Source organism: Xanthobacter tagetidis, assembly GCF_003667445.1.
Taxonomy (GTDB): Bacteria; Pseudomonadota; Alphaproteobacteria; order Rhizobiales; family Xanthobacteraceae; genus Xanthobacter; species Xanthobacter tagetidis.
The window spans coordinates 223963-249542 of sequence record NZ_RCTF01000003.1; the positions used below are offsets into that span (position 1 = coordinate 223963).

General features: G+C 69.9%; 18 protein-coding genes and 3 tRNA genes. 16 read left to right on the forward strand and 5 right to left on the reverse strand.

Annotation, left to right across the window (positions count from 1 at the left end; genetic code table 11):
- Nucleotides 1–99 precede the first annotated feature (99 nt).
- The 5 genes from ssb to D9R14_RS05455 all read left to right on the forward strand — a co-directional run bounded on the left by ssb (nt 100) and on the right by D9R14_RS05455 (nt 5881).
- Entirely contained in the window at nt 100–654 is a 555-nt protein-coding gene (ssb, locus tag D9R14_RS05435) for a single-stranded DNA-binding protein (RefSeq protein WP_121622293.1), read from the forward strand.
- Nucleotides 655–1140: 486 nt separating this feature from the next.
- On the forward strand, nt 1141–3894 hold the full coding sequence (gene gyrA, locus D9R14_RS05440) for a DNA gyrase subunit A (protein WP_121622294.1): 2754 nt from the start codon (nt 1141–1143) through the stop codon (nt 3892–3894).
- Nucleotides 3891–4502, forward strand: coding sequence for a LysE family translocator (locus D9R14_RS05445; protein WP_121622295.1), 612 nt, complete (start codon nt 3891–3893; stop codon nt 4500–4502). Before gyrA ends, D9R14_RS05445 begins: the two co-directional genes overlap by 4 nt.
- A gap of 165 nt (nt 4503–4667) precedes the next feature.
- Entirely contained in the window at nt 4668–5432 is a 765-nt protein-coding gene (locus D9R14_RS05450) for an AzlC family ABC transporter permease (protein ID WP_245420564.1), read from the forward strand.
- Complete coding sequence (locus D9R14_RS05455; protein WP_245420566.1) at nt 5429–5881, forward strand: AzlD domain-containing protein; 453 nt, start codon at nt 5429–5431, stop codon at nt 5879–5881. The genes D9R14_RS05450 and D9R14_RS05455 overlap by 4 nt, the downstream gene beginning before the upstream one ends.
- Nucleotides 5882–5913: 32 nt before the next feature.
- Here the strand turns inward: D9R14_RS05455 and D9R14_RS05460 are convergent, their stop codons facing one another.
- From D9R14_RS05460 to D9R14_RS05470, 3 genes are all read right to left on the reverse strand, one after another.
- Nucleotides 5914–7896 (reverse strand): PhoX family protein, encoded by a 1983-nt coding sequence (locus D9R14_RS05460; RefSeq protein ID WP_121622296.1) that lies wholly within the window; start codon nt 7894–7896, stop codon nt 5914–5916.
- A 184-nt stretch (nt 7897–8080) separates the two neighbouring features.
- Nucleotides 8081–9496, reverse strand: a complete 1416-nt coding sequence (gene glnA / locus D9R14_RS05465; RefSeq protein ID WP_121622297.1) for a type I glutamate--ammonia ligase — start codon at nt 9494–9496, stop codon at nt 8081–8083.
- Between the two features lie 54 nt (nt 9497–9550).
- Nucleotides 9551–9889 (reverse strand): P-II family nitrogen regulator, encoded by a 339-nt coding sequence (locus tag D9R14_RS05470; RefSeq protein WP_121622298.1) that lies wholly within the window; start codon nt 9887–9889, stop codon nt 9551–9553.
- Between the two features lie 249 nt (nt 9890–10138).
- Here D9R14_RS05470 and D9R14_RS05475 point away from each other — a divergent pair, with 249 nt between their 5' ends.
- Nucleotides 10139–11599, forward strand: a complete 1461-nt coding sequence (locus tag D9R14_RS05475) for an NAD(P)H-hydrate dehydratase (RefSeq protein WP_121622299.1) — start codon at nt 10139–10141, stop codon at nt 11597–11599.
- A gap of 196 nt (nt 11600–11795) precedes the next feature.
- Here the strand turns inward: D9R14_RS05475 and D9R14_RS05480 are convergent, their stop codons facing one another.
- The gene (locus tag D9R14_RS05480) at nt 11796–13079 is read right to left on the reverse strand and encodes a multicopper oxidase family protein (RefSeq protein WP_170168511.1); all 1284 of its coding nucleotides are present in this window, start codon (nt 13077–13079) and stop codon (nt 11796–11798) included.
- Nucleotides 13080–13977: 898 nt separating this feature from the next.
- Here D9R14_RS05480 and D9R14_RS05485 point away from each other — a divergent pair.
- The 6 genes from D9R14_RS05485 to D9R14_RS05510 all read left to right on the forward strand — a co-directional run bounded on the left by D9R14_RS05485 (nt 13978) and on the right by D9R14_RS05510 (nt 21361).
- Nucleotides 13978–14063, forward strand: a tRNA-Leu gene (locus D9R14_RS05485).
- 176 nt (nt 14064–14239) lie between these two features.
- The gene (gene tig, locus D9R14_RS05490; protein WP_121622301.1) at nt 14240–15592 is read left to right on the forward strand and encodes a trigger factor; all 1353 of its coding nucleotides are present in this window, start codon (nt 14240–14242) and stop codon (nt 15590–15592) included.
- Between the two features lie 79 nt (nt 15593–15671).
- Nucleotides 15672–16307, forward strand: coding sequence for an ATP-dependent Clp endopeptidase proteolytic subunit ClpP (clpP, locus tag D9R14_RS05495; protein WP_024278719.1), 636 nt, complete (start codon nt 15672–15674; stop codon nt 16305–16307).
- Nucleotides 16308–16769: 462 nt separating this feature from the next.
- Nucleotides 16770–18038: an ATP-dependent Clp protease ATP-binding subunit ClpX gene (clpX, locus tag D9R14_RS05500; protein WP_121622302.1), complete on the forward strand. Its 1269-nt coding sequence runs from the start codon at nt 16770–16772 to the stop codon at nt 18036–18038.
- Between the two features lie 405 nt (nt 18039–18443).
- Entirely contained in the window at nt 18444–20870 is a 2427-nt protein-coding gene (gene lon / locus D9R14_RS05505; RefSeq protein ID WP_121622303.1) for an endopeptidase La, read from the forward strand.
- A gap of 212 nt (nt 20871–21082) precedes the next feature.
- Entirely contained in the window at nt 21083–21361 is a 279-nt protein-coding gene (locus D9R14_RS05510; RefSeq protein ID WP_121622304.1) for an HU family DNA-binding protein, read from the forward strand.
- A gap of 372 nt (nt 21362–21733) precedes the next feature.
- Here the strand turns inward: D9R14_RS05510 and D9R14_RS05515 are convergent, their stop codons facing one another.
- Nucleotides 21734–22534, reverse strand: a complete 801-nt coding sequence (locus tag D9R14_RS05515) for an IclR family transcriptional regulator domain-containing protein (RefSeq protein WP_245420570.1) — start codon at nt 22532–22534, stop codon at nt 21734–21736.
- A gap of 77 nt (nt 22535–22611) precedes the next feature.
- Between D9R14_RS05515 and D9R14_RS05520 the strand changes: the two genes are divergently transcribed.
- The 4 genes from D9R14_RS05520 (at nt 22612) to D9R14_RS05535 (ending at nt 25481) form a co-directional block, all read left to right on the forward strand.
- A complete protein-coding gene (locus D9R14_RS05520; protein ID WP_121622306.1) occupies nt 22612–23580 on the forward strand; it encodes a Bug family tripartite tricarboxylate transporter substrate binding protein in 969 nt (322 codons plus the stop codon).
- Nucleotides 23581–23585: 5 nt separating this feature from the next.
- Nucleotides 23586–24761 (forward strand): M24 family metallopeptidase, encoded by a 1176-nt coding sequence (locus D9R14_RS05525; protein WP_121622307.1) that lies wholly within the window; start codon nt 23586–23588, stop codon nt 24759–24761.
- A 284-nt stretch (nt 24762–25045) separates the two neighbouring features.
- Nucleotides 25046–25121 (forward strand) — tRNA-Val (locus tag D9R14_RS05530).
- Between the two features lie 283 nt (nt 25122–25404).
- Nucleotides 25405–25481 (forward strand) — tRNA-Asp (locus D9R14_RS05535).
- Nucleotides 25482–25580: the final 99 nt, after the last annotated feature.

Genomic DNA, 25580 nt, shown 5'->3' on the forward strand with positions numbered 1-25580 from the left:
GGCCACGCGGCGGTGGACAGCGGCGCATTTGGGCTCGCCTGCGGCGTCAGGCGGGGGCAGGGTGCGCGCGAGGACATTCGACAGAGGGAGGGCCCGCCCATGGCCGGCAGCGTCAACAAGGTGATCCTGATCGGCAATCTGGGGCGCGACCCGGAGGTGCGCGCATTCCAGAGCGGCGGGCGGGTCTGCAACCTGCGCATCGCCACCTCGGAAAGCTGGCGCGACAAGGCTTCCGGCGAGCGCAAGGACCGCACCGAGTGGCACCAGGTCTCGATCTACAACGAGAACCTCATCGGTGTGGCCGAGCGGTTCCTGAAGAAGGGCTCGAAGGTCTATATCGAGGGCCAGCTCGAGACCCGCAAGTATGAGAAGGACGGGCGCGACGTCTATACCACCGAGGTGGTGCTGCGGCCCTATCGCGGCGAGCTGACGCTGCTGGATTCCCGCGGCAGCGAGGCCGGTGGCGGCGGTGGCGACGACTACGGCGGCGGCTCGGATTTCGGCTCCTCCAGCCCCATGGGCGGTGGTGGCGGTGGTGGTGGCGGCTATGGCGGCGGCGGCCGGCGCTCGGGTCCGTCCGGCGGTGGCTCGGGTGGCGGCGGTGGCGGCGGGCGCCCCGTGAGCAGCGACATGGACGACGAGATACCGTTCTGATCGCAGCGTCGGGCAGGTCCCCCGCGGTCTTTCAGTGCGGTTCCGGTGCCTGCGACGGGGCGCCACGTTCCCTCTCCCGCTTGCCCCTCTCCCGCTTGCGGGAGGGAGGGGGAGGCGGAAGGGGCGTCCGAAGGACGTCGCACCACGCTTCACCGCCGAGCCCTGCCCTCAGCGTCCCCAGGTGGCACACAGGCCCGATCCGGGCGCTCCAGGCGGAGGTGCCGCCTGCGCCGCGCCCCGGTGGCGGTGGCGGGATGTGGTAATGGGCGACGGTGCCGCGTCCGTCTTGCGCCGGTGCGCCGGGCCGGTTTTTCGGCCGGTTTGACGCAAAAGGGTCAAGATTGCTGACCAGGTCCGGAGCGGTTGCGAATAAGTCATTGAAATATAATGTGGAATTGGGGCGGTATCCGCGCGCTTTCGCTGGCGTCGGAAAGGTGAATCGGCTAGAAGTTCGGCACCTTGTGACTTGAAGGCGAGTGTTTCCTTTTGGCCGACCCCGAGACGCCGAACAGCGGCGGCGAGCTGCCCTCCGATATCAAGCCCGTTTCCATCACGGACGAGCTGTCGCGGTCCTATCTCGATTACGCCATGAGCGTGATCGTGGCCCGCGCGCTGCCGGATGTGCGCGACGGCCTGAAGCCGGTGCACCGGCGCATCCTGTTCTCGATGCACGAGAACGGGTACGAGTGGAACAAGCAGTACCGCAAGTCGGCCCGCGTGGTCGGCGACGTGATCGGTAAGTACCATCCCCACGGCGACCAGTCGGTCTATGACGCCTTGGTGCGCATGGCGCAGACCTTCGCCATGCGGGTGCCGCTGGTGGACGGGCAGGGCAATTTCGGCTCGGTGGACGGCGACGCCCCGGCGGCCATGCGCTACACCGAGGTGCGCCTCGAAAAGGTAACCGGCTCCCTGCTGGACGACCTCGACAAGGACACTGTCGACTTCCAGGAAAACTACGACAACACCGAGCGGGAACCCGCCGTGCTGCCGGCCAAGTTCCCGAACCTCTTGGTGAACGGCGCGGGCGGCATCGCGGTGGGCATGGCCACCAACATTCCGCCGCACAATCTCGGCGAGGTCATCGACGTCACCATTGCGCTGCTCGACGATCCGGCTTTGGAGCCCGAGGCGCTGCTCGATATTTTGCCGGGACCGGATTTTCCCACCGGCGCGCTGATCCTCGGCCGCACCGGCATCCGCCAGGCCTATCTGACCGGCCGCGGCTCCGTGCTCATGCGCGCGCGCGCCACCATCGAGAGCCTGCGCAAGGACCGCGAGGCGATCATCGTCACCGAGATCCCCTACCAGGTGAACAAGGCCACCATGGTGGAGAAGATCGCCGAGCTGGTGCGCGAGAAGCGCCTGGAAGGCATCTCCGAGATCCGCGACGAGAGCGACCGCGACGGCATGCGCGTGGTGTTCGAGATCAAGCGCGACGCCCAGGCGGACGTGGTTCTGAACAACCTCTTCCGCCAGACCGTGCTGCAGACCTCGTTCGGCGTGAACATGGTGGCACTGTCCGGCGGCAAGCCAGGCGTGCTGGCCCTGCACGACATCCTCACCGCCTTCATCGCCTTCCGCGAGGAGGTGATAAGCCGGCGAACCAAATTCCTGCTCAAGAAGGCCCGAGACCGCGCCCACGTGCTCGTCGGGCTCGCCATTGCGGTCGCCAATATCGACGAGGTGATCCGGCTGATCCGCACCGCGCCTGATCCCGCGACCGCCCGCGAGTCGCTGATGGGTCGTGATTGGCCGGCTAAGGACATGGCGCCCCTGATCGCCCTGATCGCCGATCCGCGCCACGCGCTGCGTGCCGACGGCACCTATCGCCTGTCCGAAGTGCAGGCGCGCGCGATCCTCGATCTGCGCCTCCAGCGCCTGACCGCGCTCGGCCGCGACGAGATCGCCGAGGAACTGGACAAGCTCGCCGCCGAGATCGCCGACTATCTGGAGATCCTCGCCAGCCGCCCGCGCATGCGCGGCATCATCCGCGACGAGCTGCTGGCCATCAAAGCCGAGTTCGGCACGCCGCGGCGCACCGAGATCGTCGAGGGCTTCGGCGACCTGGAGGACGAGGACCTGATCCAGCGCGAGGAGATGGTGGTCACCGTCTCCCACGCCGGCTACGTCAAGCGCGTGCCGCTCTCCACCTACCGGGCGCAGCGGCGCGGCGGCAAGGGCCGCTCGGCCATGCAGACGCGGGAGGAGGATTTCGTCACCCGCCTGTTCGTCGCCTCCACCCACGCGCCGGTGCTGTTCTTCTCGTCCAAGGGACAGGTCTACAAGATGAAGGTGTGGCGCCTCCCGCTGGCGGCGCCCCAGGCGCGCGGCAAGGCGTTCATCAACATCCTGCCGCTGGACGCCGACGAGCGCATCACCTCCGTGGTGCTGTTGCCCGAGGAGAAGGACGCGGACGAGCGCCTGCAGATCATGTTCGCCACCACCGGCGGCACGGTGCGGCGCAACGCGCTGACCGACTTCCAGCAGGTGAACCGCAACGGCAAGATCGCCATGAAGCTCGCCGAGGGCGAGGCGATCGCCGACGTGGCGCTGTGCACCGAGGACGACGACGTGCTGCTCACCACGGCCGCCGGCGCCTGCATCCGCTTCCCCGCCACCGAGGTGCGCCTGTTCAAGGGCCGCGACAGCGTCGGGGTGCGCGGCATCCGCCTGGAGGAGGGCGACCGCATCATCTCCATGGCCATCATCCGCCATGTGGACTCGCCCGCTGACGAGCGGCTCGCTTACATCAAGCGCCGCCGCGCCATCGCCGGCGAGACCGCCGAGGTGGTGGAGGCGGAGGCCGAGGAGGGGGCGAGCGGCAACGGCCAGCTCAGCCAGGAGCGCTACGCGCAGATGAGCGCGCTGGAGCAGTTCATCCTCACCGTGTCCGAGAACGGCTACGGCAAGCGCACCTCGTCCTACGAATACCGGGTCACCGGCCGCGGCGGAAAGGGCATCGTCGCCATGGCGGTGAACGAGCGCAACGGCCGCCTCATCGCCTCCTTCCCGGTGGAGGACCAGGACCAGATCATGCTCGTCACAGACGGCGGCCAGCTCATCCGCTGCCCGGTGGAGGGCATCCGCATCGTCGGCCGCGGCAGCCAGGGCGTCATCGTGTTCGACACCGCCGAGGGCGAGCGCGTGGTCTCGGTGGAGCACATCAGCGACGACGGCACCGAAGCCGGCGGCGAGGAGGCCGGCGAGGCCGGCACGGAGGGCGGGGGCGAGGCATGATCCCGGCCGAGAGCCTCGCCATCTTCGTCCTCGCGTCGCTGGCGCTCGCCGCGACGCCGGGGCCGAACGTGGCTCTCATCGTCGGCACCTCGCTCAAGCATGGCCGGCGCGCCGGCATCCTCACCGCCATGGGCGTCAATGTGGGCGTCATCGTCCAGCTGGCTCTGGTGTCGGCGGGCTTGGCCTATGTGGTGGAGGCGTTCTCGCGCCATTTCGATCTGGTGCGCTATGCCGGCGCGGCCTATCTCGTGTTCCTCGCCATCCAGCAATGGCGCCATGCGGGCGAGGGGGCCGACATGCCGGCGCCTTCGGCGCGGGCGGCCTTCGGGCGCGGCCTCGCGGTCGCCTTCGCCAATCCGAAGACGCTGCTGTTCCACGCCGCCTTCCTGCCCCAGTTCGTGACCGACGTTCAGGATCCGGTGCCGCAGATCGCGCTGCTGGCGGCCATCTTCGCCGCCATCGCGCTCGCCTCCGATACCTTGTGGGCGGTGGTGGCAGACCATGCCCGCACCGCCTTGAAGGGCCGCTTCACGCGGCTCGCCGACCGCGTCTCCGCCGGCATCCTCCTCGGCGGCGCCGCGATTCTGCTGGCCGCCGGCCGGCGCTGAGGCCCGGGGTCCGGCGCCGGGTGCGGACCCGCGCCGCGCATGGCCGGAAGCGGAGCTCTGCGCCCTGCCGGCTGGGCGGCGGAGCGGGGGGATGATATCCACCGGACTGTGGCGGCGCGTCGCAGCCGGCACCCTGCCTGCCCCCTTCGTGAAAGTCCGGCCCGCGTGACCCTGCCGATCGGAAATCTCGCCCCGCCTCCCGCGCCGGCGCCGGAGCGCCATCACTCGACGCTGGGCTGGTTCGGCCGCGGTTTCGTCGAAGGATTGCGCTCGGTGGCGACCATGATGCTGCTGGGCAGCTTCATCGGCTTCGGGGCGCTGCTGGAAGGGGTCGGCTTCCCGCTGGTGGCGGGGATGGTGTCCACCATGCTGATCTGGGCGCTGCCGGCGCAGGTCATCCTGATCGGCGGCGTGGTCTCGGGCACGGCGCTCCCGGCCGTGGCGCTGGCGGTGACGCTGTCCTCCATCCGCCTCCTGCCCATGGTGGTCTCGATCGCGCCCTATATGCGCGGGCCGCGGCGCAACCTCCTCGCCGAGGCGGCCTGCGCCCATTTCGTCGCCATGACCATGTGGGTGGAGGGCCTGCGGCTGCTGCCCAGGATCCCCGGCGAGGGCCGCGTGCCCTACACGCTCGGCCTCGGCAGCGGCTATGTGGCCATATCGGGCGCGGGCACGCTCGTGGGCTATGCGCTCGCCGGCAGCGTTCCGGGGCCGCTCGCCGCCGGCCTGCTTCTGCTCACTCCGCTCTCCTTCACCGTGCTGATGGTGCGCAACGCGCGCGGCGCGACCGACTGGCTGGCGCTCGGCGCCGGACTGGCGCTGACCCCGCTGACCATGGGTCTTGCGGGCGGGCTCGATCTGATGATCGCCGGGGTCGGCGGCGGCACGCTCGCTTATCTCGTCGGCCGCCGGCTGGAGAAGCGGCGGTGAGCGGCTTTCTCGCGCTCCTGCCCGATGTCGCGGCCCTCGCGGGCGCGCCGGCGACCCTTGCCGCGGCAACGGCGGATGCCGTGGCCCCCGCGGCCCACGGGCCGAAGCTGCAGATGGACGCCTGGACGGCGGTGCTGATCGTCGTCCTGGTCGGCTTCCTGCCCACCGAGGTGTGGCGCATGCTGGCGCTGATCGCCGGCCGCCAGGTGGAAGAGGGCAGCGAGGTGTTCCACTGGGTGAAGGCGGTGGCGACGGCGCTGCTCGCCGCCGTGGTGGCGCGCCTCGTGTTCGCGCCCACCGGCCTGATCGTGGCGGTGCCGCTCGCCGTGCGGCTCGCCGCTCTCGCCGGCGGTGTGCTCGGCTTCTATGCGGTGCGCCGCTCGGTGTTCGCCGGCGTGGTGGTCGGCGAACTCATCCTGATCGCCGCGGCGACCTATTACCTGCCCTGATCTGTTTGCCCTGATCGCGCCGGCCGGCCTTCTCAGGTGCCCACCTTGCCGCCGCCGATGCGCGTGATGGCGACCACCGCGGGGCGCGGCGGCATGCCGTCCGCGAAGTCGGGCCAACGGGTGGAGGGGTCGTCGAAGGTGGAGACGCGCCCGTCCTCGCTCTCGCCCGGATGCTGCACGGCGACGAAGAAGGTGGTGTCGTCGGGCGTGAAATAGGGCCCGCACATCTCGGCGCCGATCGGCACCGAGAAGAAGCGCTTGGCGGTGCCGCGCCCCGGCCCCTCGGTCTCCACGCCCCACACGCCGTCGGTGCGGCCGGTGGCGGCGCGGGAATTGCCGTCGGTGGCGACCCACAGGCGCCCGGCGTGGTCCACCGCGCAATTGTCGGGGTTGGCGAACCAGCCGTGCGCGGAGGTCGCGGGCGAAAAGGTGGCGCCCACCTCGGCGATGCGCGGGTCGCCGCAGCGCACCAGCACCTCCCAGGCGAAGGCGCGGCCGGCATGGTCGCCGTCCTTCGGCGTGATCTCGACGATGTGGCCGAACACGTTCTTCGCCCGCGGATTGGCGCCGTCCACCTCGGCCTCGGTGCGGGTGTCGTTGGCGGTGAGCATCACATAGACCTTGCCGGTGACCGGGTTCACCTCCACGTCCTCGGGCCGGTCCATCTTGGTGGCGCCGAGCAGCGACGAAGCGAGGCGCGCATGCACCACCACGTCCGCCTGGCTGGCGAAGCCCTTCTCGGCGGTGAGCGGGCCTTCGCCCTGGACCAGCGGACGCCATTCGCCGGTGCCGTCGGCGTTGAACACCGCGACGGCGAGCGTCCCGGCATCAAGGATGTCGCGGTTCGCGGCCGGGTTGGCCTGGTCCACCCTGGCGTCGGTGACGAAGCGGTAGACGTGCTCCATCTTCTGGTCGTCGCCCTGGTAGATCACATAGCGCCCGTCGGCGTTGACGATGCCCGCCGCGCCCTCGTGCTTGAAGCGGCCCATGGCGGTGCGCTTCTTGGGGGTGGAGGCGGGATCGAACGGGTCGATCTCCACCACCCAGCCGAAGCGGTTGGCCTCGTTGGGCTCCTTCTGCATGTCGAAGCGCTCGTGGTGGCGCCCCCAGGCGAAGGCGTTGCCCGGCAGGCCGAAGCGCTTCAGCGCCTCCGGGTCGGCAAGGCCCTCGCGCGTGCCGGAGAAGTAGTAGTTGAAATTTTCCTCGCAGGTCAGCCAGGTGCCCCAGGGGGTGATGCCCCCGGCGCAATTGTTGAGCATGCCCTTCACGTTGCGCCCGTCCGGGTCGGCGCCGGTGCGCAGCCGCGCGTCGCCGGCGGCGGGGCCGGTCAGCGCCATGGGGGTCTCGGCGGTGATGCGGCGGGCGTATGCCGAGCCCGGCACCACGTGCCAGCCGTCCGGGGAGCGGCGGATCTCGATCACCGTCCCGCCATGGGCCGCCATCTCGATGTCCACCAGTTCCCGCGCCATCAGCGCGAAGCCGTTCTTCGGCGTCTGCGGGACCATGCCGGGGAACATGAGTTCCTCGTTGGTGTACTCGTGGTTCACCACCAGCAGGCCGCGGGGCGCGCCGTCCGCCGCGGCGGGCAGCGGGATGAAGCCGATGAAGTCGTTGTTGTAGCCGAACTGCTGCGCCTGCGCGGCGGCGGTCTGCGCCTTCGGGTCGAAGGCGGGCGCGCCGGGCAGCACCGGGTCGCCCCAAGCGATCAGCACCTTGGCGAGGTGGCCCTCGGCCACATGGATGGTCTCGTCGGGCGCGGCGGTCAGCTCGGGGAAGGGGAAGCGCGCCAGCTCGTCCGCCGCCTCGGCGCGCCCGGCGGCGGCGAGCGCCAGCGGCGAGACGGTGGCCGAGATGGCCGCGACGCCGAGCAGGCCCTTCAGCAGATCGCGCCGGCCGAAGCGGGCCGCCACCACGTCGCCGAAGGTCGGCGCGCCGGCGGGGCTCGCCGCGACGTCGTCGCCGGCCTCGCGGGCGCGGGCGGTGGGCAGGAAGAAGGCCGGCTTGCTGTGGTCCATGGCTGGCGTCCGCCGTCTCGGGGGGAGATCGGCGGCAAGCCTAGGCTTGGCCCGTGACACGCGGTTGAAGGTGCACGGCGCAGGCAGAGGCGCAAACAAAAGGGGCGCCCGGATGGGCGCCCCAGTTGGGAGAGATCCATGAAGACCGTGGGCGGCCCGGCGGACCGGGCCGCCCGAAGGCGCATCAGACCGAGTAGTACATCTCGAACTCGACCGGGTGCGGCGTCATCTCGAAGCGCATCACCTCGGCCATCTTCAGCTCGATGTAGGACTCGATGAAGTCCTTCTGGAACACGTCGCCCTTCAGCAGGTACTCGTGGTCGGCGGCAAGCGAGTCGAGCGCCTCGCGCAGCGAGCCGCACACGGTCGGGATCTGCTTCAGCTCCGCCGGGGGCAGGTCGTACAGGTCCTTGTCCATGGCCGAGCCGGGGTCGATCCGGTTCAGGATGCCGTCCATGCCCGCCATGAACAGCGCCGCGAAGGCGAGGTAGGGGTTCGCGCCCGGATCGGGGAAGCGGACCTCGACGCGCTTGGCCTTCGGGTTGTTGGTGTAGGGGATGCGGCAGGAAGCCGAGCGGTTGCGCGCCGAATAGGCGAGCAGCACGGGGGCCTCATAGCCCGGGACCAGGCGCTTGTAGGAGTTGGTCAGCGGGTTGGTGAAGGCGTTCAGCGACTTCGCATGCTTGATGATGCCGCCGATGTACCACAGGCAGTACTCGGAGAGGTCGGCATACTTGTCGCCGGCGAAGAGGGGCTTGCCCTCCTTCCAGATCGACTGGTGCACGTGCATGCCCGAGCCGTTGTCGCCGAACACCGGCTTCGGCATGAAGGTCGCCGTCTTGCCGTAGATGTTGGCCACCTGGTGGATGCAGTACTTGTAGACCTGCAGGTGGTCGGCCATGGTCACGAGCGAGCCGAACTTGAGGCCGAGCTCGTGCTGGGCGGACGCCACCTCGTGGTGGTGCTTCTCGACGTTGGCGCCCATCTTCGCCATGGAGGCGAGCATCTCGGAGCGCATGTCCTGCGCCGAGTCGATCGGCGGGACGGGGAAGTAGCCGCCCTTGGTCTTCACGCGGTGGCCGAGGTTGCCGCCCTCATACTCGGTGTCGAAGTTGGTCGGCAGCTCGATGGAATCGAGCTTGAAGCCGGTGTTGTACGGGTCGGCCTTGAAGCGCACGTCGTCGAAGATGAAGAACTCGGCCTCGGGGCCGAAATAGACCGCGTCGCCGATGCCGGTCGACTTGGCATAGGCCTCGGCCTTCTTGGCGATGGAGCGCGGGTCGCGGCCGTAGGGCTGGCCGGTGGTCGGCTCCAGCACGTCGCACACGATGGACATCGTGGTCTCGGAGAAGAACGGGTCGATGCAGGCGCTCTCCGGGTCCGGCATGAGCAGCATGTCGGACTCGTTGATGGCCTTCCAGCCGGCGATGGAGGAGCCGTCGAAGGCGGTGCCTTCGGAGAGGAATTCCTCGTCCACCATGCCGATATCGAAGGTCACGTGCTGCCACTTGCCGCGCGGGTCGGTAAAGCGCAGGTCGACGTATTTCACGTCCTCGGACTTGATGGCGTCGAGGACGTCCTTGACCGTCTTGAGCTTCATGAGAGGGTCTACCTTTCTTCGATCAGCAGTGAAATTGGGCGAGGAAGGGAAAAATCAGATGGCGTCGAGGCCGGACTCGCCGGTGCGGATGCGGATCGCCTCCTCGATCGAGGAGACGAAGATCTTGCCGTCGCCGATGCGCCCGGTCTGGGCGGCGCGGCGGATGGCGTCCACGGCCTTGTCCACCATTTCGTCGGAGAGGACGATCTCGATCTTCACCTTGGGCAGGAAGTCCACGACGTACTCGGCACCGCGGTAAAGCTCGGTGTGGCCCTTCTGGCGCCCAAACCCTTTCGCCTCGGTTACGGTGATGCCCTGCAGTCCGACGTCCTGAAGGGCCTCCTTCACCTCGTCCAGCTTGAAGGGCTTGATGATTGCCTCGATCTTCTTCATGCGCTCCGTCTCCCTGGCCCGGCCCCTCCGCCGCATGGCCGAGCCGGCGCACTTGAAGCAGGATGCGTGCCACGCTCAGGCTCCATGGCCCGCGCGGCCCGTCTCCCGCCGTGGAGCGCAATTATGCACATGCGGTAATCAGGTTGAGTAAATTTTAGGCGAAATTTTCCCGGCGGCGGGCAGCCGCCTGGATATGAACTAGGCAGGCGGGAGCTGGATGTGGGCTGTGAGCTGCTAGAACCCTCCGAAATGGCGCGCGCGGACGCTTTCGCCGTGCAAATGGGCACGCCTTCCCTGACGCTCATGGAGCGCGCGGGCACCGCTGTCGCGGACGTTGTGGCGCGCAGTCCCCTCGCCACCCGCGTGCTGGTGCTGTGCGGGCCGGGCAACAATGGCGGCGACGGCTTCGTCGCCGCGCGCATCCTCGCCCAGCGCGGCTTCCGGGTGCGCCTCGCGCTGCTGGGCGATCGCGACCGCCTGTCGGGCGACGCCGCCGCGGTGGCGCGCCAGTGGAAGTGGGCGGTGGACGAGCCGGCGGCGGTGGACCTCGCCGCCTGCGACCTCATCGTCGACGCGCTGTTCGGCGCGGGGCTCGCCCGCGACCTCGATGGCGCCGCCAGGGCGCTGGTGGAGCGCATGGCGGCGGCGGGGCGGCCCATCGTCGCCGTGGACCTGCCCTCGGGCCTCGACGGCGTCACCGGCCAGGTGCGCGGCGCGGCCGCGCCGGCGCGCGAGACCGTCACCTTCTTCCGCCGCAAGCCGGGCCACCTGCTGGAGCCGGGCCGCGCGCTGTGCGGCAAGGTGCGGGTGGCCGACATCGGCATCCCGGAGGATGCCATCGCCGCGGTGCGGCCCACCGCCTTCGTCAACGGACCCGCCGCCTGGCAGCATGCCTTCCCGCGCCCTGCGGCCGAAGGCCACAAGTATGACCGCGGCCATGCGGTTGTCGTGAGCGGGGAGGCCTGGACCTCGGGCGCCGCCCGGCTCTGCGCGCGCGGCGCGCTGCGGGCCGGCGCGGGGCTCGTGACGCTCGCCTGCCCGGCGAGCGTGCTGCCGCTCCAGGCCGCCTCCTACGCCGCCATCATGACCCGCGAGGCGCCGGACGCGCGCGCCCTTGCGCATCTGCTGGAGGACGCGCGGCTCCATACCGTGGCGCTCGGCCCGGGTCTCGGGGCCGGGGAGGAGACGCGGCGCCGGGTCGCGGCGGCGGCGCCCGGGCGCCGGCTGGTGCTCGACGCGGACGCTCTCACCTCCTTCGCCGGAGAGGCGGATGCGCTGGCGGCGCTGCTGGCGGGGGCGGAGTGCGCCGTCATCACGCCGCATGCGGGCGAGTTCGCGCGCCTGTTCGCCGGCGCCGAGGCGGTGCTCGGGGCGCCGTCCAAGCTCGCGGCGGCGCGCGCGGCGGCGCGCCTCGTCGGCGCGGTGGTGGTGCTCAAGGGGCCGGACACGGTGGTGGCCGCCCCGGACGGGCGCGCCATGATCGCCGAGAACGCCCCGCCGTTCCTCGCCACGGCGGGGGCGGGCGACGTGCTCGCGGGCTTTGCCGCCGGCCTCCTGGCCCAGGGCATGCCGGCCTTCGAGGCGGCGGGCGCGGCGGTGTGGCTGCACGGCGAGGCGGCGCGCGAGGCCGGCCCCGGCCTCATCGCCGACGACCTGCCCGAGGCGCTGCGCGCGGTCTATGGCCGCCTGTTCGCCCAGCTTGCGGGATGACGCGCGCGGCGGTGGCGGGCAGGCCGGATCAGGGCCGCGAAGCCCTCACCCCAACTCTCTACCCGCCGGGCGCGCGCGAACGGGGCGGCGGCGCGTTCTTCGCGGCGACCTGCGAAAGCCGGGCGCTTTCCCTCTCCCCGGCGGGGAGAGGGCAGGGTGAGGGGGGAAGGCCGCGGGCGGCGGCGATCCCGCGTCCTCAGGCGGGCGTGACCTCGAAGGCGCGGCTCGTCACCACCGCGCCGTCGCCCACCCGCTGGACGATGATCGGCCAGCGGCCGGGGGCGTCCGCGAGGAAGGCGACCCGCACCGTGCTCTTCGGCCCCACCGGCACGGTGTCGTGCCACCAGGGCTTCCAGCCGTCGTCCATGCCGTCGAGCAGGCGCACCGCCGTGCCCTGGATGTGCACCGAGACCGGCGCCTCCATGGTGTTGGCGAGGGTGAGCACCACGGTGCGCCCCGCCTTCACGCTGCCCACCAGCGGCGGGCCGACGGCGCTCTCGCCGATCGGCACGTCGAAGCGCGCCGCGTTCTGGAGCGGGATCTCCTTCGGCAGCGCGTTGGGCGGCAAGGGCGGGGGCGGACCGTCCGGGGCGGTGCCGGCGGGGCCGACCGGCGCGATCACCGCGAGGCGGATCGGCTCCTGCGCGGTCTCCAGCTCGACGATGGAGACGTCCGCATCGTCGAGCGTCGCCGCCACGTCCACCCGCCCGCCGGGCGGAAGCTGGAGCCGGCCCTCCTTCAGTTCGAACGGCTCGGCCGGCTGGCCGTCCACCGCGATCACATAGGCCGCCGGGCCGCGCACCCGCACGCGCAGCATCAGCGTCGTGGCATTGATGAAGCGCAGCCGCGCCCGGCCGTCCGCCGGTCCCTGGAAGGTGGGCGAGATGGCGCCGTTGACCGGAAAGATCGGCATGCCGGTCTCGGGCGGGAACGACTGGATGAACAGCACATGGTCGGCGGCGTAGAGCGCCGGGCCGGGCTCCTCCACCACCAGCGCGCCCGCGAGCGCGCGCCGCGCGAGCGTCGGATTGGCGGCGTGGTACCAATAGGTGCCGGCGTCCGGGGCGGTGACCGACACGGTGCCGCTCTTGCCGCCCGCCACCGGCGCCGCGGCGAGGGCGGCGCCTGCCGAGGGGCCGCGCAAGCCGTGCCAGACGAGGGCGACGTCCTCCTTCAGGCCGTTGGCGAGATCGACATTGAGCGTGCCGCCCTTCTTCAGGCGCAGCACCGGCCCCGGCAGGCCCTGGTTGAACAGCGCGAGCCGGCCGGGACCCGCGAGCTCGGGGCGCGCCGCCTCGGCGGCCGACAGCGCGACGGAGACCGGTGCCGGCACCGGCGGCGCTCCCGCAGCGGCGGCCGATGCGCCCGGCGCCTGGGCGGCCGGGGTCTGGGCGGCCGCGAGGCCGCCGGTCGCGGGAAGGAGGAGCGTGGCGGCCGCGCCCTTGAGGAGACTGCGTCGGGTGGGGCAAAGGTTGCTCACGCTGGGCTCTCCGCGGCTCGTTTCGCGGACCATCTTACGGCGCCGGAAAAAGGGCAAGCGCCATTCGCTGGCCCGGCCACGCCGCCCGCGCCCACAAAGCGCCCCCATCTCCACCCGCCGCTTCGCATCAGTCCCGTCGCCGCCCGGTCCGCCTCCACCGCTCCCACCGCACGACGCCCCGTCCGCCCGCACCGCCCCAACCACCCCCACCGCCCGAACCGCCGTCATGCTCCGACTTGATCGGAGCATCCACGCCCCGTCGGCTGGTCCTTGGGCCCTCCGGTCAAGCCGGAGGGCGACGGCGGGGAGAGGGGAGAGGCTGGGGAAAGGTGACAGCGGCAGGCGGCGATGGTTCTGCGCGGCGCATCGACCCCCACCGCCGTCATGCTCCGACTTGATCGGAGCATCCATGCCGATGTCCCCGCCTGCCTCCCGGCCGCCGGATGGGCCCTCCAGACAAGCCGGAGGGCGACGGCGGTGCAGGGCGGTAAGGGCGCCGCGGGCTGTGCGGGGACGGCATTTTCTTGCTGCGCGCGGGCGCGAGCGTGATATAAGCCGCCACTCTGATCGGCGCTCCGGCGACCGGTCTGCGCCGTTGTGCGCGCCCGGCGCCGGCCCGTCCGGCCGAAGGGCGTGCGCGGGGCGAAGCCGGGGACGGGCGAGGCCCGCGGGTCCGGGCGCGGAAATTCCACACCCGGAAATTCCTGGCGCGGATCAGTGGAATCGACCGGCCGGATGTTCCTTGCCGCGCGCCGGTTCCGGCGGGCCGGCGCGGGACTCCCAGCTTCGGCAGGCGTGCTTCGGCGAGCCTGGCTTCGGCAGGTCCGGCTTTGGCAAGTCCGGCTTCGGCAGGTCCAGCTTCGGCTGACTGGCGGGCTTGGGCTGGCGGTATCGCCTGGCGGGCGTGGCGGAACTGGTAGACGCGCGGGATTTAGGTTCCCGTGACGATGAGTCGTGGGGGTTCGAGCCCCTCCGCCCGCACCATCTCGCCGGCGCATCGGTGGCGGACCTCGCCTTGGCGCGCAGCGTGCGCGCGCGGGCCGGTTTGCGGATCCCCCGCCGGGGGACAGGAATTTGAACGCGGACTGCGCCGGGCGCGGCCCCGCACAGGTTGGGACAGGACCGCGCCGGACGCGGCCAGGACAGGTGAAGGCAAGACGATGCAGGTGACCGAGACCCAAGCCGAAGGCCTCAAGCGCGCGTTCCGCGTGGTGGTTCCCGCCACCGAGCTGGACGCCAAGGCGGCGGCGCGCCTCTCCGACCTCAAGGACAAGGTCAAGCTCAACGGCTTCCGCCCGGGCAAGGTGCCGGTGGCGCACCTGAAGCGGGTCTACGGCAGGTCCGTGATGGCCGAGGTGATCGAGCAGACCGTCACCGAGGCGAACGGCAAGATCGTCGAGGACAACGGCTTCCGTCTCGCGCTGCAGCCCAAGGTGGCGCTGCCCGAGGACCAGGACGAGGTGAAGGGCGTCATCGAGGGCGAGAAGGACCTCACCTACACCGTCGAGCTGGAGCTGCTGCCCAAGATCGAGCTGGGCAACTTCAAGGAGCTGAAGGTCGAGAAGCCGGTGGTCGAGGTGAGCGACGCCGAGGTGGACGAGACCATCGCCCGCATCGCCGACGCCAACCGCCCCTACAGCGCCAAGGCCGGCGCCGCCGCCAAGGGCGACCGCGTCAGCGTCGACTTCGTCGGCACCATGGACGGCGAGAAGTTCGAGGGCGGCTCGGGCGAGGACGTCCAGGTGGTGATCGGCTCCAACAGCTTCATCCCCGGCTTCGAGGAGCAGCTCGAAGGCATCAATGTGGGCGAGACCCGCACCGTCACCGTCTCCTTCCCCGAGGCCTATGCCGCCCGTGCGCTCGCCGGCAAGCCGGCCTCGTTCGAGGTGACCGCCAAGGGCATCGAGGCGCCGGGCGAGCTGGTGCTCGACGACGAGTTCGCCAAGACGCTCGGCCAGGAGAGCCTCGCCAAGCTCAAGGAGCTGGTGCGCCAGCGCATCGAGAGCGAGCATGCCGGCGTCGCCCGCCAGAAGATCAAGCGCACCCTGTTGGACGCGCTCGACGCCGCGCACCAGTTCGACGTGCCCGCGGGCCTGGTCGAGCAGGAGTTCACCGGCGTGTGGGAGCAGGTGAAGCAGGACCTCGCCGCGCAGAACCGCACCTTCGCCGACGAGGACACCACCGAGGACGAGGCGCAGGCGGAATACCGCAAGATCGCCGAGCGCCGGGTCCGCCTCGGCCTGGTCCTTGCGGAAATCGGCGAGCGCAACAATATCCAGGTCTCCGACGACGAAGTGACTCGCGCCGTTGTCGAGCGCGCGCGTCAGTTCCCCGGCCAGGAGCAGCAGGTGTGGGACTATTATCGCCGCAATCCCCAGGCGATGGCGTCCGTGCGTGCGCCCCTGTTCGAGGAGAAGGTGGTCGACTTCCTGCTGGAGCTCGCCGACGTGACCGAGAAGAAGGTCACCAAGGAAGAGCTCTACAAGGAAGACGAGGACGAGAAGGCGGCCTGATTCCCCTCGGGCCGGCTTCGCTGAACTTGCGAACGCGCGCGGCGGATCTGTCCCTCCGCCCGCGCCCCGAGGATTAGAAATGCGCGATCCCGTCGATACTTATATGAATTACCTCATCCCTATGGTGGTCGAGCAGACCAACCGGGGCGAGCGCTCGTACGACATTTTCTCGCGCCTCCTGAAGGAGCGCATCCTGTTTCTGACCGGCCCGGTCGAGGACGGCATGGCCACGCTCGCGGTGGCCCAGCTCCTGTTCCTGGAGGCGGACAATCCGAAGAAGGAAATCTCGATGTACATCAACTCCCCCGGGGGAGTGGTGACGTCGGGCCTCGCGATCTACGACACCATGCAGTTCATCAAGCCGGCGGTGTCGACGCTGTGCATCGGCCAGGCCGCCTCCATGGGCTCGCTGCTGCTCACGGCGGGCGAGAAGGGCATGCGCTTCGCGCTCCCCAACGCGCGAATCATGGTGCACCAGCCCTCGGGCGGCTTCCAGGGCCAGGTGACGGACATCATGCTCCACGCCCAGGAGATTCTCAGCCTGAAGAAGCGGCTGAATGAAATCTATGTGAAGCACACCGGCCAGCCGTTCGAGGCGATCGAGAACGCGCTTGAGCGTGACAACTTCATGACCTCCGAGGCCGCCAAGGAGTTCGGGCTGATCGATTCGGTGATCGACAAGCGCCCGACCGACGAGGCCGCCAAGGCCGCCTGAGTGCGGCCAGGCTGAAGCTCGTCGCACCACAGACCGGCAGGTTCACGAACGGCCGCGCCCCAACGGGCGCGGCGGCACGCCGCATGCGGGCGGAATTCGCGCTTGCGTGCAGTGCAAGATCGCGCTTGCATGGTCCATAGCCGGCATCGACACGTCGCGTCGTCGGCCTCCCCCGCTCAGCGTCGAGGGGCTGCGCCGCGACGGTGCCCAAGGTTCGGGCCGATGCCGGGAACGATGCGGACCGGGTGCGCGGCGGCACTCCTTGTTATCCGGAAGCACGACCTTCCGGGGGAAACCCTGCCGTCTGCCTTGATCGTGTCGCCAGAGGGTGGTTGGCTCAGGCTGACCGCAATGAAGGAATGCGGGATTGGCGAGCTTCTTGCTTGGTCCAATCCCCAATCGGGTCCGTAGGAAGGGGACGCGCACGCGCCGCCGAAACCGCCGGACCGCAGGAGACGTGAGATGAGCAAGACCGGCGGCAGCGACAGCAAGAACACGCTTTATTGCTCGTTCTGCGGCAAGAGCCAGCATGAGGTCAGGAAGCTCATCGCCGGACCGACCGTGTTCATCTGCGACGAGTGCGTCGAGCTGTGCATGGACATCATCCGGGAAGAGTCCAAGTCCTCTCTGGTGAAGTCGCGGGATGGCATCCCCACCCCGAAGGAGATCCGCAAGGTCCTCGATGACTATGTCATCGGCCAGGACCACGCGAAGAAGGTCCTCTCCGTGGCGGTGCACAACCACTACAAGCGCCTCAACCACGCCACCAAGCACGGCGACGTGGAACTCGCGAAGTCCAACATCCTGCTGATCGGCCCCACGGGCTCCGGCAAGACGCTGCTCGCGCAGACGCTGGCGCGCATCCTCGACGTGCCCTTCACCATGGCCGACGCCACCACGCTGACCGAAGCCGGCTACGTGGGCGAGGACGTGGAGAACATCATCCTCAAGCTGCTCCAGGCGGCCGACTACAATGTCGAGCGGGCGCAGCGCGGCATCGTCTACATCGACGAAATCGACAAGATCAGTCGCAAGTCCGACAATCCGTCCATCACCCGCGACGTGTCGGGCGAGGGCGTGCAGCAGGCGCTGCTGAAGATCATGGAAGGCACGGTGGCCTCGGTCCCGCCCCAGGGCGGCCGCAAGCATCCGCAGCAGGAATTCCTGCAGGTGGACACCACAAACATCCTGTTCATCTGCGGCGGCGCCTTTGCCGGGCTCGACAAGATCATCTCGTCGCGCTCGAAGGGGTCCACCTCCATCGGCTTCCAGGCCAAGGTCGCCCCGCCCGAGGATCGCCGTCCCGGAGAGGTGTTCCGCGAGGTGGAGCCCGAGGACCTGCTGAAGTACGGCCTCATCCCGGAGTTCATCGGCCGCCTGCCCGTGCTGGCGACGCTGGGCGACCTCGACGAGGAGGCGCTGAAGAAGATCCTCTCCGAGCCGAAGAACGCGCTGGTCAAGCAGTACCAGCGGCTGTTCGAGATGGAGAATGTGGACCTCACCATCCACGAGGAGGCGCTCGGCGCCATCGCCCGCAAGGCGATCGAGCGCAAGACCGGCGCCCGCGGCCTCAGGTCGATCATGGAGGGCATCCTGCTCGACACCATGTTCGACTTGCCCGGCCTCGAAGGCGTCGAGGAGGTGGTGATCTCCAAGGAAGTCGTCGAGCAGAACGCGCGCCCGCTCTACATCTATGCGGACCGCGTGGGCGATGCAGGCGCCAGTGCGTGACGCCCTCGGGCCCACCGTGCATCCCCGCATGACGTGCGCGGGGCAGGCGGGCGCTTGGGACGAGACGGCGGGCGCGACGGGCGACCGGCTGAGGGCCGGCCGTCGCCGCGCCGCCACCCCCGCGCCCGCGCGGCGCGGGGCTGGGCGCCGGGCGGGATGCGCCCCCGTCCCGCCCTTGAAATGGGTCGGTAGCCTCTCCATCTTCGTTTCGAAAGTTCCGGTCTCGGGGCTCGAAGATCGTGTCTCCAGCGGCCCGGAGCACGCGCCGCTCGGCCTGCAGCGCAGGCAGAGCGGACCACGCGTTCTCCCTCAAAACCGCGTCAGCATTGAAAATCGACACCCGTCTCCGGCCGCGTGCACGCGCGGCAGCGTTTTCGCGTGTGCAGCTTCTGAAAGGATTGCCCAATGACGAGCCCGAAGCCGCGTCCCCCGCTCGTTGCCGGAGTGTCTCAGACCTTCCCGGTGCTTCCGCTGCGGGACATCGTCGTCTTCCCGCACATGATCGTTCCCCTGTTCGTGGGCCGCGAGAAGTCGATCCGTGCCCTGGAAGAGGTGATGCGCGGCGACACCTACATCCTGCTCGCCACCCAGGAGAATGCCTCGGATGACGATCCGGCGGCCGACGCCATCTACCGCGTCGGCACACTGGCGACCGTCCTCCAGCTTCTCAAGCTGCCCGACGGCACCGTGAAGGTGCTGGTGGAGGGCGTCAGCCGCGCCCAGGTGGTGAAGTACACCGAGCGCGCCGACCTCTACGAGGCCGAGGCCATCACGCTGTCCGACGAGGAGGGCGACGCGGTGGAGGCCGAGGCGCTCGCGCGCTCGGTGGTCAACGAGTTCGAGAACTATGTGAAGCTCAACAAGAAGGTGTCGCCCGAGGTGGTGGGTGTCGTCGGCCAGATCGACGACCACTCCAAGCTCGCCGACACCATCGCCTCCCATCTCGCGGTGAAGATCCCCGAGAAGCAGCTGGTGCTGGAGACCGTGAAGGTCGCCGACCGGCTGGAGAAGGTGCTCGGCCTGATGGAGAGCGAGATCTCCGTCCTGCAGGTGGAGAAGCGCATCCGCACCCGCGTCAAGCGGCAGATGGAGAAGACCCAGCGCGAGTACTACCTCAACGAGCAGATGAAGGCGATCCAGAAGGAGCTGGGCGACGAGGAGGGCCGCGACGACCTGCAGGAGCTGGAGGACCGCATCAAGCGGACCAAGCTCACCAAGGAGGCGCGCGAGAAGGCCACCCACGAGCTGAAGAAGCTGCGCCAGATGTCGCCCATGTCGGCCGAGGCCACCGTGGTGCGCAACTATCTGGACTGGCTGCTGTCGATCCCGTGGGGCGTGAAGAGCAAGGTCAAGAAGGACCTCTCCTTCGCCCAGGAGATCCTCGACACGGATCACTACGGCCTCGACAAGGTCAAGGAGCGCATCGTCGAGTATCTCGCCGTGCAGAGCCGCGCCAACAAGCTCACCGGGCCGATCCTGTGCCTCGTCGGGCCTCCGGGCGTCGGCAAGACCTCGCTCGGCAAGTCCATCGCCAAGGCGACGGGCCGCGAGTTCGTGCGCGTGGCGCTGGGCGGCGTGCGCGACGAGGCGGAGATCCGCGGCCACCGGCGGACCTATATCGGCTCCATGCCGGGCAAGGTCATCCAGTCCATGCGCAAGGCCAAGAAGTCGAACCCGCTCTTCCTTTTGGACGAGATCGACAAGATGGGCGCCGACTTCCGCGGCGACCCGTCCTCGGCCCTGCTCGAAGTGCTGGACCCGGAGCAGAACCACACCTTCAACGACCACTATCTTGAGGTCGACTACGACCTCTCGAACGTGATGTTCGTGACCACGGCGAACACGCTGAACATCCCGCCGGCCCTTCTGGACCGCATGGAGGTGATCCGCATCGCCGGCTACACCGAGGACGAGAAGGCGGAGATCGCGCGCAAGCACCTGATCCCCAACGCCATCGCCAAGCACGGCCTCGGTCCGAAGGAGTGGACCATCGACGACGAGGCGCTCATGACCCTCATCCGCCGCTACACGCGGGAGGCGGGCGTGCGCAACCTGGAGCGCGAGATCTCCACCCTCGCCCGCAAGGCGGTGAAGGAGCTCGTGGTCTCCAAGAAGAAGACCGTGAAGGTGACGGCGAAGAACCTCGAGGACTTCCTCGGCGTGCCCCGCTATCGCTACGGCGAGGCGGAGATGGAGGACCAGGTGGGCGTCGTCACCGGCCTCGCCTGGACCGAGGTGGGCGGCGAACTGCTCACCATCGAGGGCCTGATGATGCCCGGCAAGGGCAAGATGACGGTCACCGGCAACCTGCGCGACGTGATGAAGGAGAGCATCTCCGCGGCGGCGTCCTACGTGCGCTCGCGGGCGGTGGACTTCGGCATCGAGCCGCCTCTGTTCGAGCGGCGCGACATCCACGTCCACGTTCCCGAGGGGGCGACCCCGAAGGACGGGCCTTCGGCGGGCGTCGCCATGGCCACCGCCATCGTCTCGGTGATGACCGGCATCCCGGTGCGCCGCGACGTGGCGATGACGGGCGAGATCACGCTGCGCGGCCGGGTGCTGCCCATCGGCGGCCTCAAGGAGAAGCTGCTCGCGGCCCTCAGGGGCGGCATCAAGCGGGTGCTGATCCCCGAGGAGAACGCCAAGGACCTGGCGGACATCCCGGCCAACGTGAAGAACGCGCTGGAGGTGATTCCGGTCTCGCGCATGGACGAGGTGCTCGGCTACGCGCTGGTGCGCCGTCCGGAGCCCATCACCTGGGAGGAGCGGCCGGTCAACGCGCCCGAACCTCCGGTGGCGGAAGAGGAGACCCCCGGCGTGGTCGCTCACTGAGCGATTTCAAAGGGTTAAGTGATGTGACGGGGCGGCGCGCACCACGCGCCGCCCCGTTTCTTTTCGCACCCGCACATGCGGAAATCGTGCACTGGTGCGGGTTTGTCGTCGATGACGCTTGCAAAAGCCGCATTTTCCGTGAAGCTTCGCGCCGATCGCCTAGGGCTCGAACCCGCGCGATTCGAGTGTATTCAACGGAAGGGAATGGTCAGATGACCACCAAGAACGAACTGATCGCCGCGGTGGCTGAAGAGGCCAAGCTGACGAAGACGGCCGCGGCTGCGGCGGTGGACGCCACCTTCGACATCATCGCCAAGGCGCTCAAGCAGGGCGAGGAAGTCAAGCTGATCGGCTTCGGCAGCTTCTCGGTGGTGAAGCGTGCCGCCCGTGAAGGCCGCAACCCGCGCACCGGCAAGCCGGTGAAGATCAAGGCGTCGAAGGCGCCGAAGTTCACCCCCGGCAAGGGTCTCAAGGAAGCCGTCAACGGCTGAGGCTCCGCGCGGTCAGATCCCCTGATCTGACGCACGTTGCACGCGTTGCGCGCCGCCCCTACGGGCCTGGCGCGCAACGCGGCAACAGCAAGTATCCCGCTTCCCGCATCCCCCTGCACATCTCCCGCTGGCATCTTCTGATCGGCGCACCGCTCATCGGCATTTGCCGGGCGCGTCCCAGTCATCCACGCGGGAGCCGCCGAGCCCGACATCTCAGGATGGTTTGCAGCCGCCGGGCGTGGATGCCCGGCACAAGGCCGGGCATGACGGCGCGGGGCGCGTGCGGCCGATCTCGGCGCATGGCATGGCTGGCCGCGCCTTGCGGTGCGATGCCGCCGTCCTCGGCGCCCTCAGAGCGCATCGCTGCGCCGCTCATCCTCCCGCCGCCGACAGCCCTTCGGCCGCCGCCAGCAGCTTCTCCAGCAGGTCGCCCTCCAGCGCCGCGCGCGAGGTGCGCCCGAGATTGGTGCTGAGATTGAGCGCGGCGACCACGGTGCCGTCCGCGTCGCGGATCGGCGCGGCGATGCCGCACGCGCCCGGCTCCAGCTCCTCGCTCACAAGCGCCCAGCCCTGCGCCTTCACGCGGGCGATCTCCGCCATCAGGTCGGCGATGCCGGTGAGGGTCTGCCCGGTATAGGCCGGCCGCTCCGTGCCTTCGAGCAGCGCCCGGAGCGCATCCGGCGCCGGCTGGGTCAGCAGCACCCGCCCCATGGAGGTGCAGAAGGCCGGCAGGCGGCTGCCCACCGAGAGCCGGTTGCGCAGGATGCGCGCCACGTCCGCCCGCGCCACGAACGTCACCTCGGCGCCGTCGAGCACGGAGACCGCCACCGTCTCGTTGGTGGCCGCCGAGAGCGCCTCCACCACCGGGCGGGCGCGCTCGGCGATGTCGAGCGACGAGAGATAGGAATAGCCGAGCCGCAGCACCCGCGAGGTGAGGGAGAACCGCCCGTCCGCGCTCTGCCGGGCAAGGCCGAGGGCGACCAGCGTCAGCAGCATGCGCCGCGCGCCGGCGCGCGGCAGCCCGGTGCGCTGGGCCGCCTGGGCCATGGTGAGCCCGCCGTCCGCGCCCTCGAACGCCGACATCACCGCCAGCCCCTTGGCGAAGGCCTCCACGAAGCCGTCGCCGCCCTTCGGCCAGGCGGCGATGTCGGCGGCGGTCCAGAGCTGCTTCACAGCCGCCTCCATTCCCTCTAAGATGTTCGTACATCGATCATATGTTCGTACAACGAACAAATCAAGGGAGAGTGCTCATGTTTCTCAAGCGACTTGTGCCGGTTCTGGCCCTGGCGGCGCTGCTGCCGGCGGCCGCCCTGGCGGACGGCTTCCCCACCCGGCCCATCAAGCTCGTGGTGCCCGCCGCCACCGGCGGGCCGACCTTCATCACCGCCAAGATGGTGGCGGACAAGATGACGGAGAGCCTGAAGCAGCCGGTGATCGTCGAGCCGGTGCCGGGCGCCGGCGGCAATACCGGGGCGCTCCAGGTGGCCCGCGCCGAGCCGGACGGCTACACGCTGCTGGTGGCCACCATCGGCACCCACGCCATCAACCAGACGCTCTACAAGAAGATGCCGTTCGACCCGATCGCCGACTTCGAGCCGGTGTCGCAGCTGGTGCAGTACCCGCTGGTTCTGGTGGCGAACGCGGACTTCCCGCCGAGCACGGTCCCCGAGCTGATCGCCTATGCCAAGGCCAATCCCGGCAAGGTGCTGCGCGCCTCCGGCGGCAGCGGCACCTCCATGCACCTCACCGGCGAGCTGTTCCGCTCGCAGGCCCAGGTGGACATGCCGCACGTGCCCTACAAAGGCAGCGCCCCCGCGCTCACCGACCTCGCCGGCGGCCACGTGCAGATCATGTTCGATTCGCTGATGACCGCCATGCCGCTGGTGAAGGCCGGCAGGCTGAAGGCGCTCGGCGTCACCGGCGCCACCCGCTCGCCCATCGCCCCCGACGTGCCCACCATCGCCGAGCAGGGGCTCAAGGGCTACCAGGCGTTCGGCTGGATCGGCATCGTTGCGCCCAAGGGCACGCCGCGCCCCGTGGTGGACACGCTCGCCAAGGCGGTCGCCGAGGCGCTCAAGGACCCGAAGATCCACGAGACGCTGATCGCCCAGGGCGCCGAGCCGGTGGGCTCCACGCCCGACGCCTTCCGCACCTTCATCGCCGACCAGACCAAGCTCTGGGCGGTAGCGGTGAAGGATTCCGGCGCGCAGGTGGAGTGAGCCCCATGACCTTCCATTCCGTTCCCCTGTCGATCCCCAAGGCGGAATTCGCCGCCCGCGTCGCCGCGCTCGCCGCCCGCGTGAAGGCGGAAGGGGCGGGCGCCTATGTGGGCACCCGCCTCGGCGCGCTGCATTATCTCGGCGGCGTGTTCATGCCCTGGCGCGGCGCCGTGGTGGTGACCCGCGAGGGCCATTGCGAGATGGTCTACTGGGCCATGGACGCCGAGCGCGCACGCGCCGAGGGCTGCGCGCAGACCGTGACCGAATTCACCGGCTCGGCGCTGGTGGAGGGAGTAGCCGCGATCCTCGCGCGCCACGGCCTCGCGCATTTGCCGGTGGGCGTCGACCTGGAGCATCCCGGCGCCGCGCAGGTGGCGCCCGGCATGCTCACGGCCGGCGAATATCTCGCGCTCGGCCGCGCCCTGCCCGAGGCGAAGCTGGTGAACGGCGTCGACTGGATCGACGACCTCATGCTCATCAAGTCGCCGGCCGAGATCGCGCTCCTGCGGCAGGCGGCCGTGGTCGCTGCCGCCGGCTTCGAGGCCGGCGCCGCGGCGGTGGCCGAGGGGGTGAGCGAGAATCACGTCGCTGGCGTGGTGGAGGCGGCGATCCGCGATGCCGGCTCTTCCTGGGCCTGGGCCATCACCGGCGGCACCGAGGTGGGCGCGGGCGACCGCTCGGCCTATGCCCGCGGCGTCACCCAGCAGGCCACCGACGCGGTGATAAGGCGCGACCAGTTCGTGGTGATCGACCTGCACTCCATGGTGGGGGTCTATCTCTCCGATCTGTCGCTGCCGGTGTTTCTCGGCACGCCGACGGCCGAGCAGGCCGCCATCGCCGCCTGCTGGGAGGAGGTGGCCGCCACCATGCTCGCGGCGCTCCGGCCGGGCCGGGCGGTGAAGGACTGCGCCCTTGAGGGCCATGCGGTGTTCGCCCGCCACGGCTTCGGCGCGCTCGGCCTGCCGCTGTTCGGCCACGGCCTCGGCACCTGCGCCCGCACCCGCCCGTTCGTGAACCCGTCGAGCACCGACACGGTTCAGGAGGGCATGGTGATCGCGCTCGGCACCCACCTCTACGTGCCCGGCGTCGGCGGCCTGCGGCTGGAATATCCGACCCTCGTGACCGCATCCGGCGGGGAGGGCCTCAGCGGCCTGCCGCCGAAGGTGCGCTATCTGCCGTGAGGCGGAGGCCGAGGCGGGCGAGGGCCCGCCTCGGTGGGGGCTTCTGCGACGTGGCGGTCCTTTGCCGAACGGTTGGGCGCTGCTCCCGCTGCGCGGCGGCGGCGCTCCGGCTGACGGCCCGGCGCGCTCCCTCTCCCGCTTGCGGGGGAGGGCCGGAGAGGGGGAAAGCTGCGGGCCGGGCCGCGCGCTGTCGCCATGCTGCCCGGCCGCCCGGATGCCGATCGCGGGTGCGCTCGGAGCCCGCTCTTGTCCGCCCCGCCGCGCGGTGGTTTAAGGGCGGGCAGGGGCGGTTAGCTCAGTTGGTAGAGCATCTCGTTTACACCGAGAGGGTCGGCGGTTCGAGCCCGTCACCGCCCACCAGTCCCTCCCGCCCCATGACCCCCGATCGCCCGAATCGGTGCGCGCCGGACGCCGTGTTTCGGCAACGGGACTTGCCGAGCGGGAATTGTCGAGAACAGGCGGGATTTTCGCGGGACCGGGGGGATTTTCTTGTCTCGTCCCGCCTTGGCGCGCGCCCCGCGCGGCGGCCCAGCGGACGGTGCGCAAAAACCGCCGGGAAATGCACAGGGCTTGCTTGACTTGGGGCGGGGGGTGCCTTACCACGCCGCTCTCCCCGGCGCACCGCCTCAGCGGACGCCGGCTCGGGGGTGTAGCTCAGTTGGTTAGAGCGCCGGCCTGTCACGCCGGAGGTCGCGGGTTCGAGCCCCGTCACTCCCGCCAGATTTCCCAATAGCTTATCAAAGAAGCGCCCGCCGTTCGCAGCCGGAGCGGAGCCGCAATTGCGGCGCTGCGGAACGGCCATTACTGCGCTGCAGCCGC

Bases quoted from the DNA above. Each gene is read 5' to 3' on its own strand.
- D9R14_RS05460 (WP_121622296.1), bottom strand. From the start codon at position 7,896: ATGGACCACAGCAAGCCGGCCTTCTTCCTGCCCACCGCCCGCGCCCGC.
- D9R14_RS05445 (WP_121622295.1), top strand. From the start codon at position 3,891: ATGATCCCGGCCGAGAGCCTCGCCATCTTCGTCCTCGCGTCGCTGGCG.
- D9R14_RS05475 (WP_121622299.1), top strand. From the start codon at position 10,139: ATGGCGCGCGCGGACGCTTTCGCCGTGCAAATGGGCACGCCTTCCCTG.
- glnA (WP_121622297.1), bottom strand. From the start codon at position 9,496: ATGAAGCTCAAGACGGTCAAGGACGTCCTCGACGCCATCAAGTCCGAG.
- tig (WP_121622301.1), top strand. From the start codon at position 14,240: ATGCAGGTGACCGAGACCCAAGCCGAAGGCCTCAAGCGCGCGTTCCGC.
- clpP (WP_024278719.1), top strand. From the start codon at position 15,672: ATGCGCGATCCCGTCGATACTTATATGAATTACCTCATCCCTATGGTG.
- D9R14_RS05470 (WP_121622298.1), bottom strand. From the start codon at position 9,889: ATGAAGAAGATCGAGGCAATCATCAAGCCCTTCAAGCTGGACGAGGTG.
- clpX (WP_121622302.1), top strand. From the start codon at position 16,770: ATGAGCAAGACCGGCGGCAGCGACAGCAAGAACACGCTTTATTGCTCG.
- D9R14_RS05510 (WP_121622304.1), top strand. From the start codon at position 21,083: ATGACCACCAAGAACGAACTGATCGCCGCGGTGGCTGAAGAGGCCAAG.
- lon (WP_121622303.1), top strand. From the start codon at position 18,444: ATGACGAGCCCGAAGCCGCGTCCCCCGCTCGTTGCCGGAGTGTCTCAG.
- ssb (WP_121622293.1), top strand. From the start codon at position 100: ATGGCCGGCAGCGTCAACAAGGTGATCCTGATCGGCAATCTGGGGCGC.
- D9R14_RS05525 (WP_121622307.1), top strand. From the start codon at position 23,586: ATGACCTTCCATTCCGTTCCCCTGTCGATCCCCAAGGCGGAATTCGCC.
- D9R14_RS05520 (WP_121622306.1), top strand. From the start codon at position 22,612: ATGTTTCTCAAGCGACTTGTGCCGGTTCTGGCCCTGGCGGCGCTGCTG.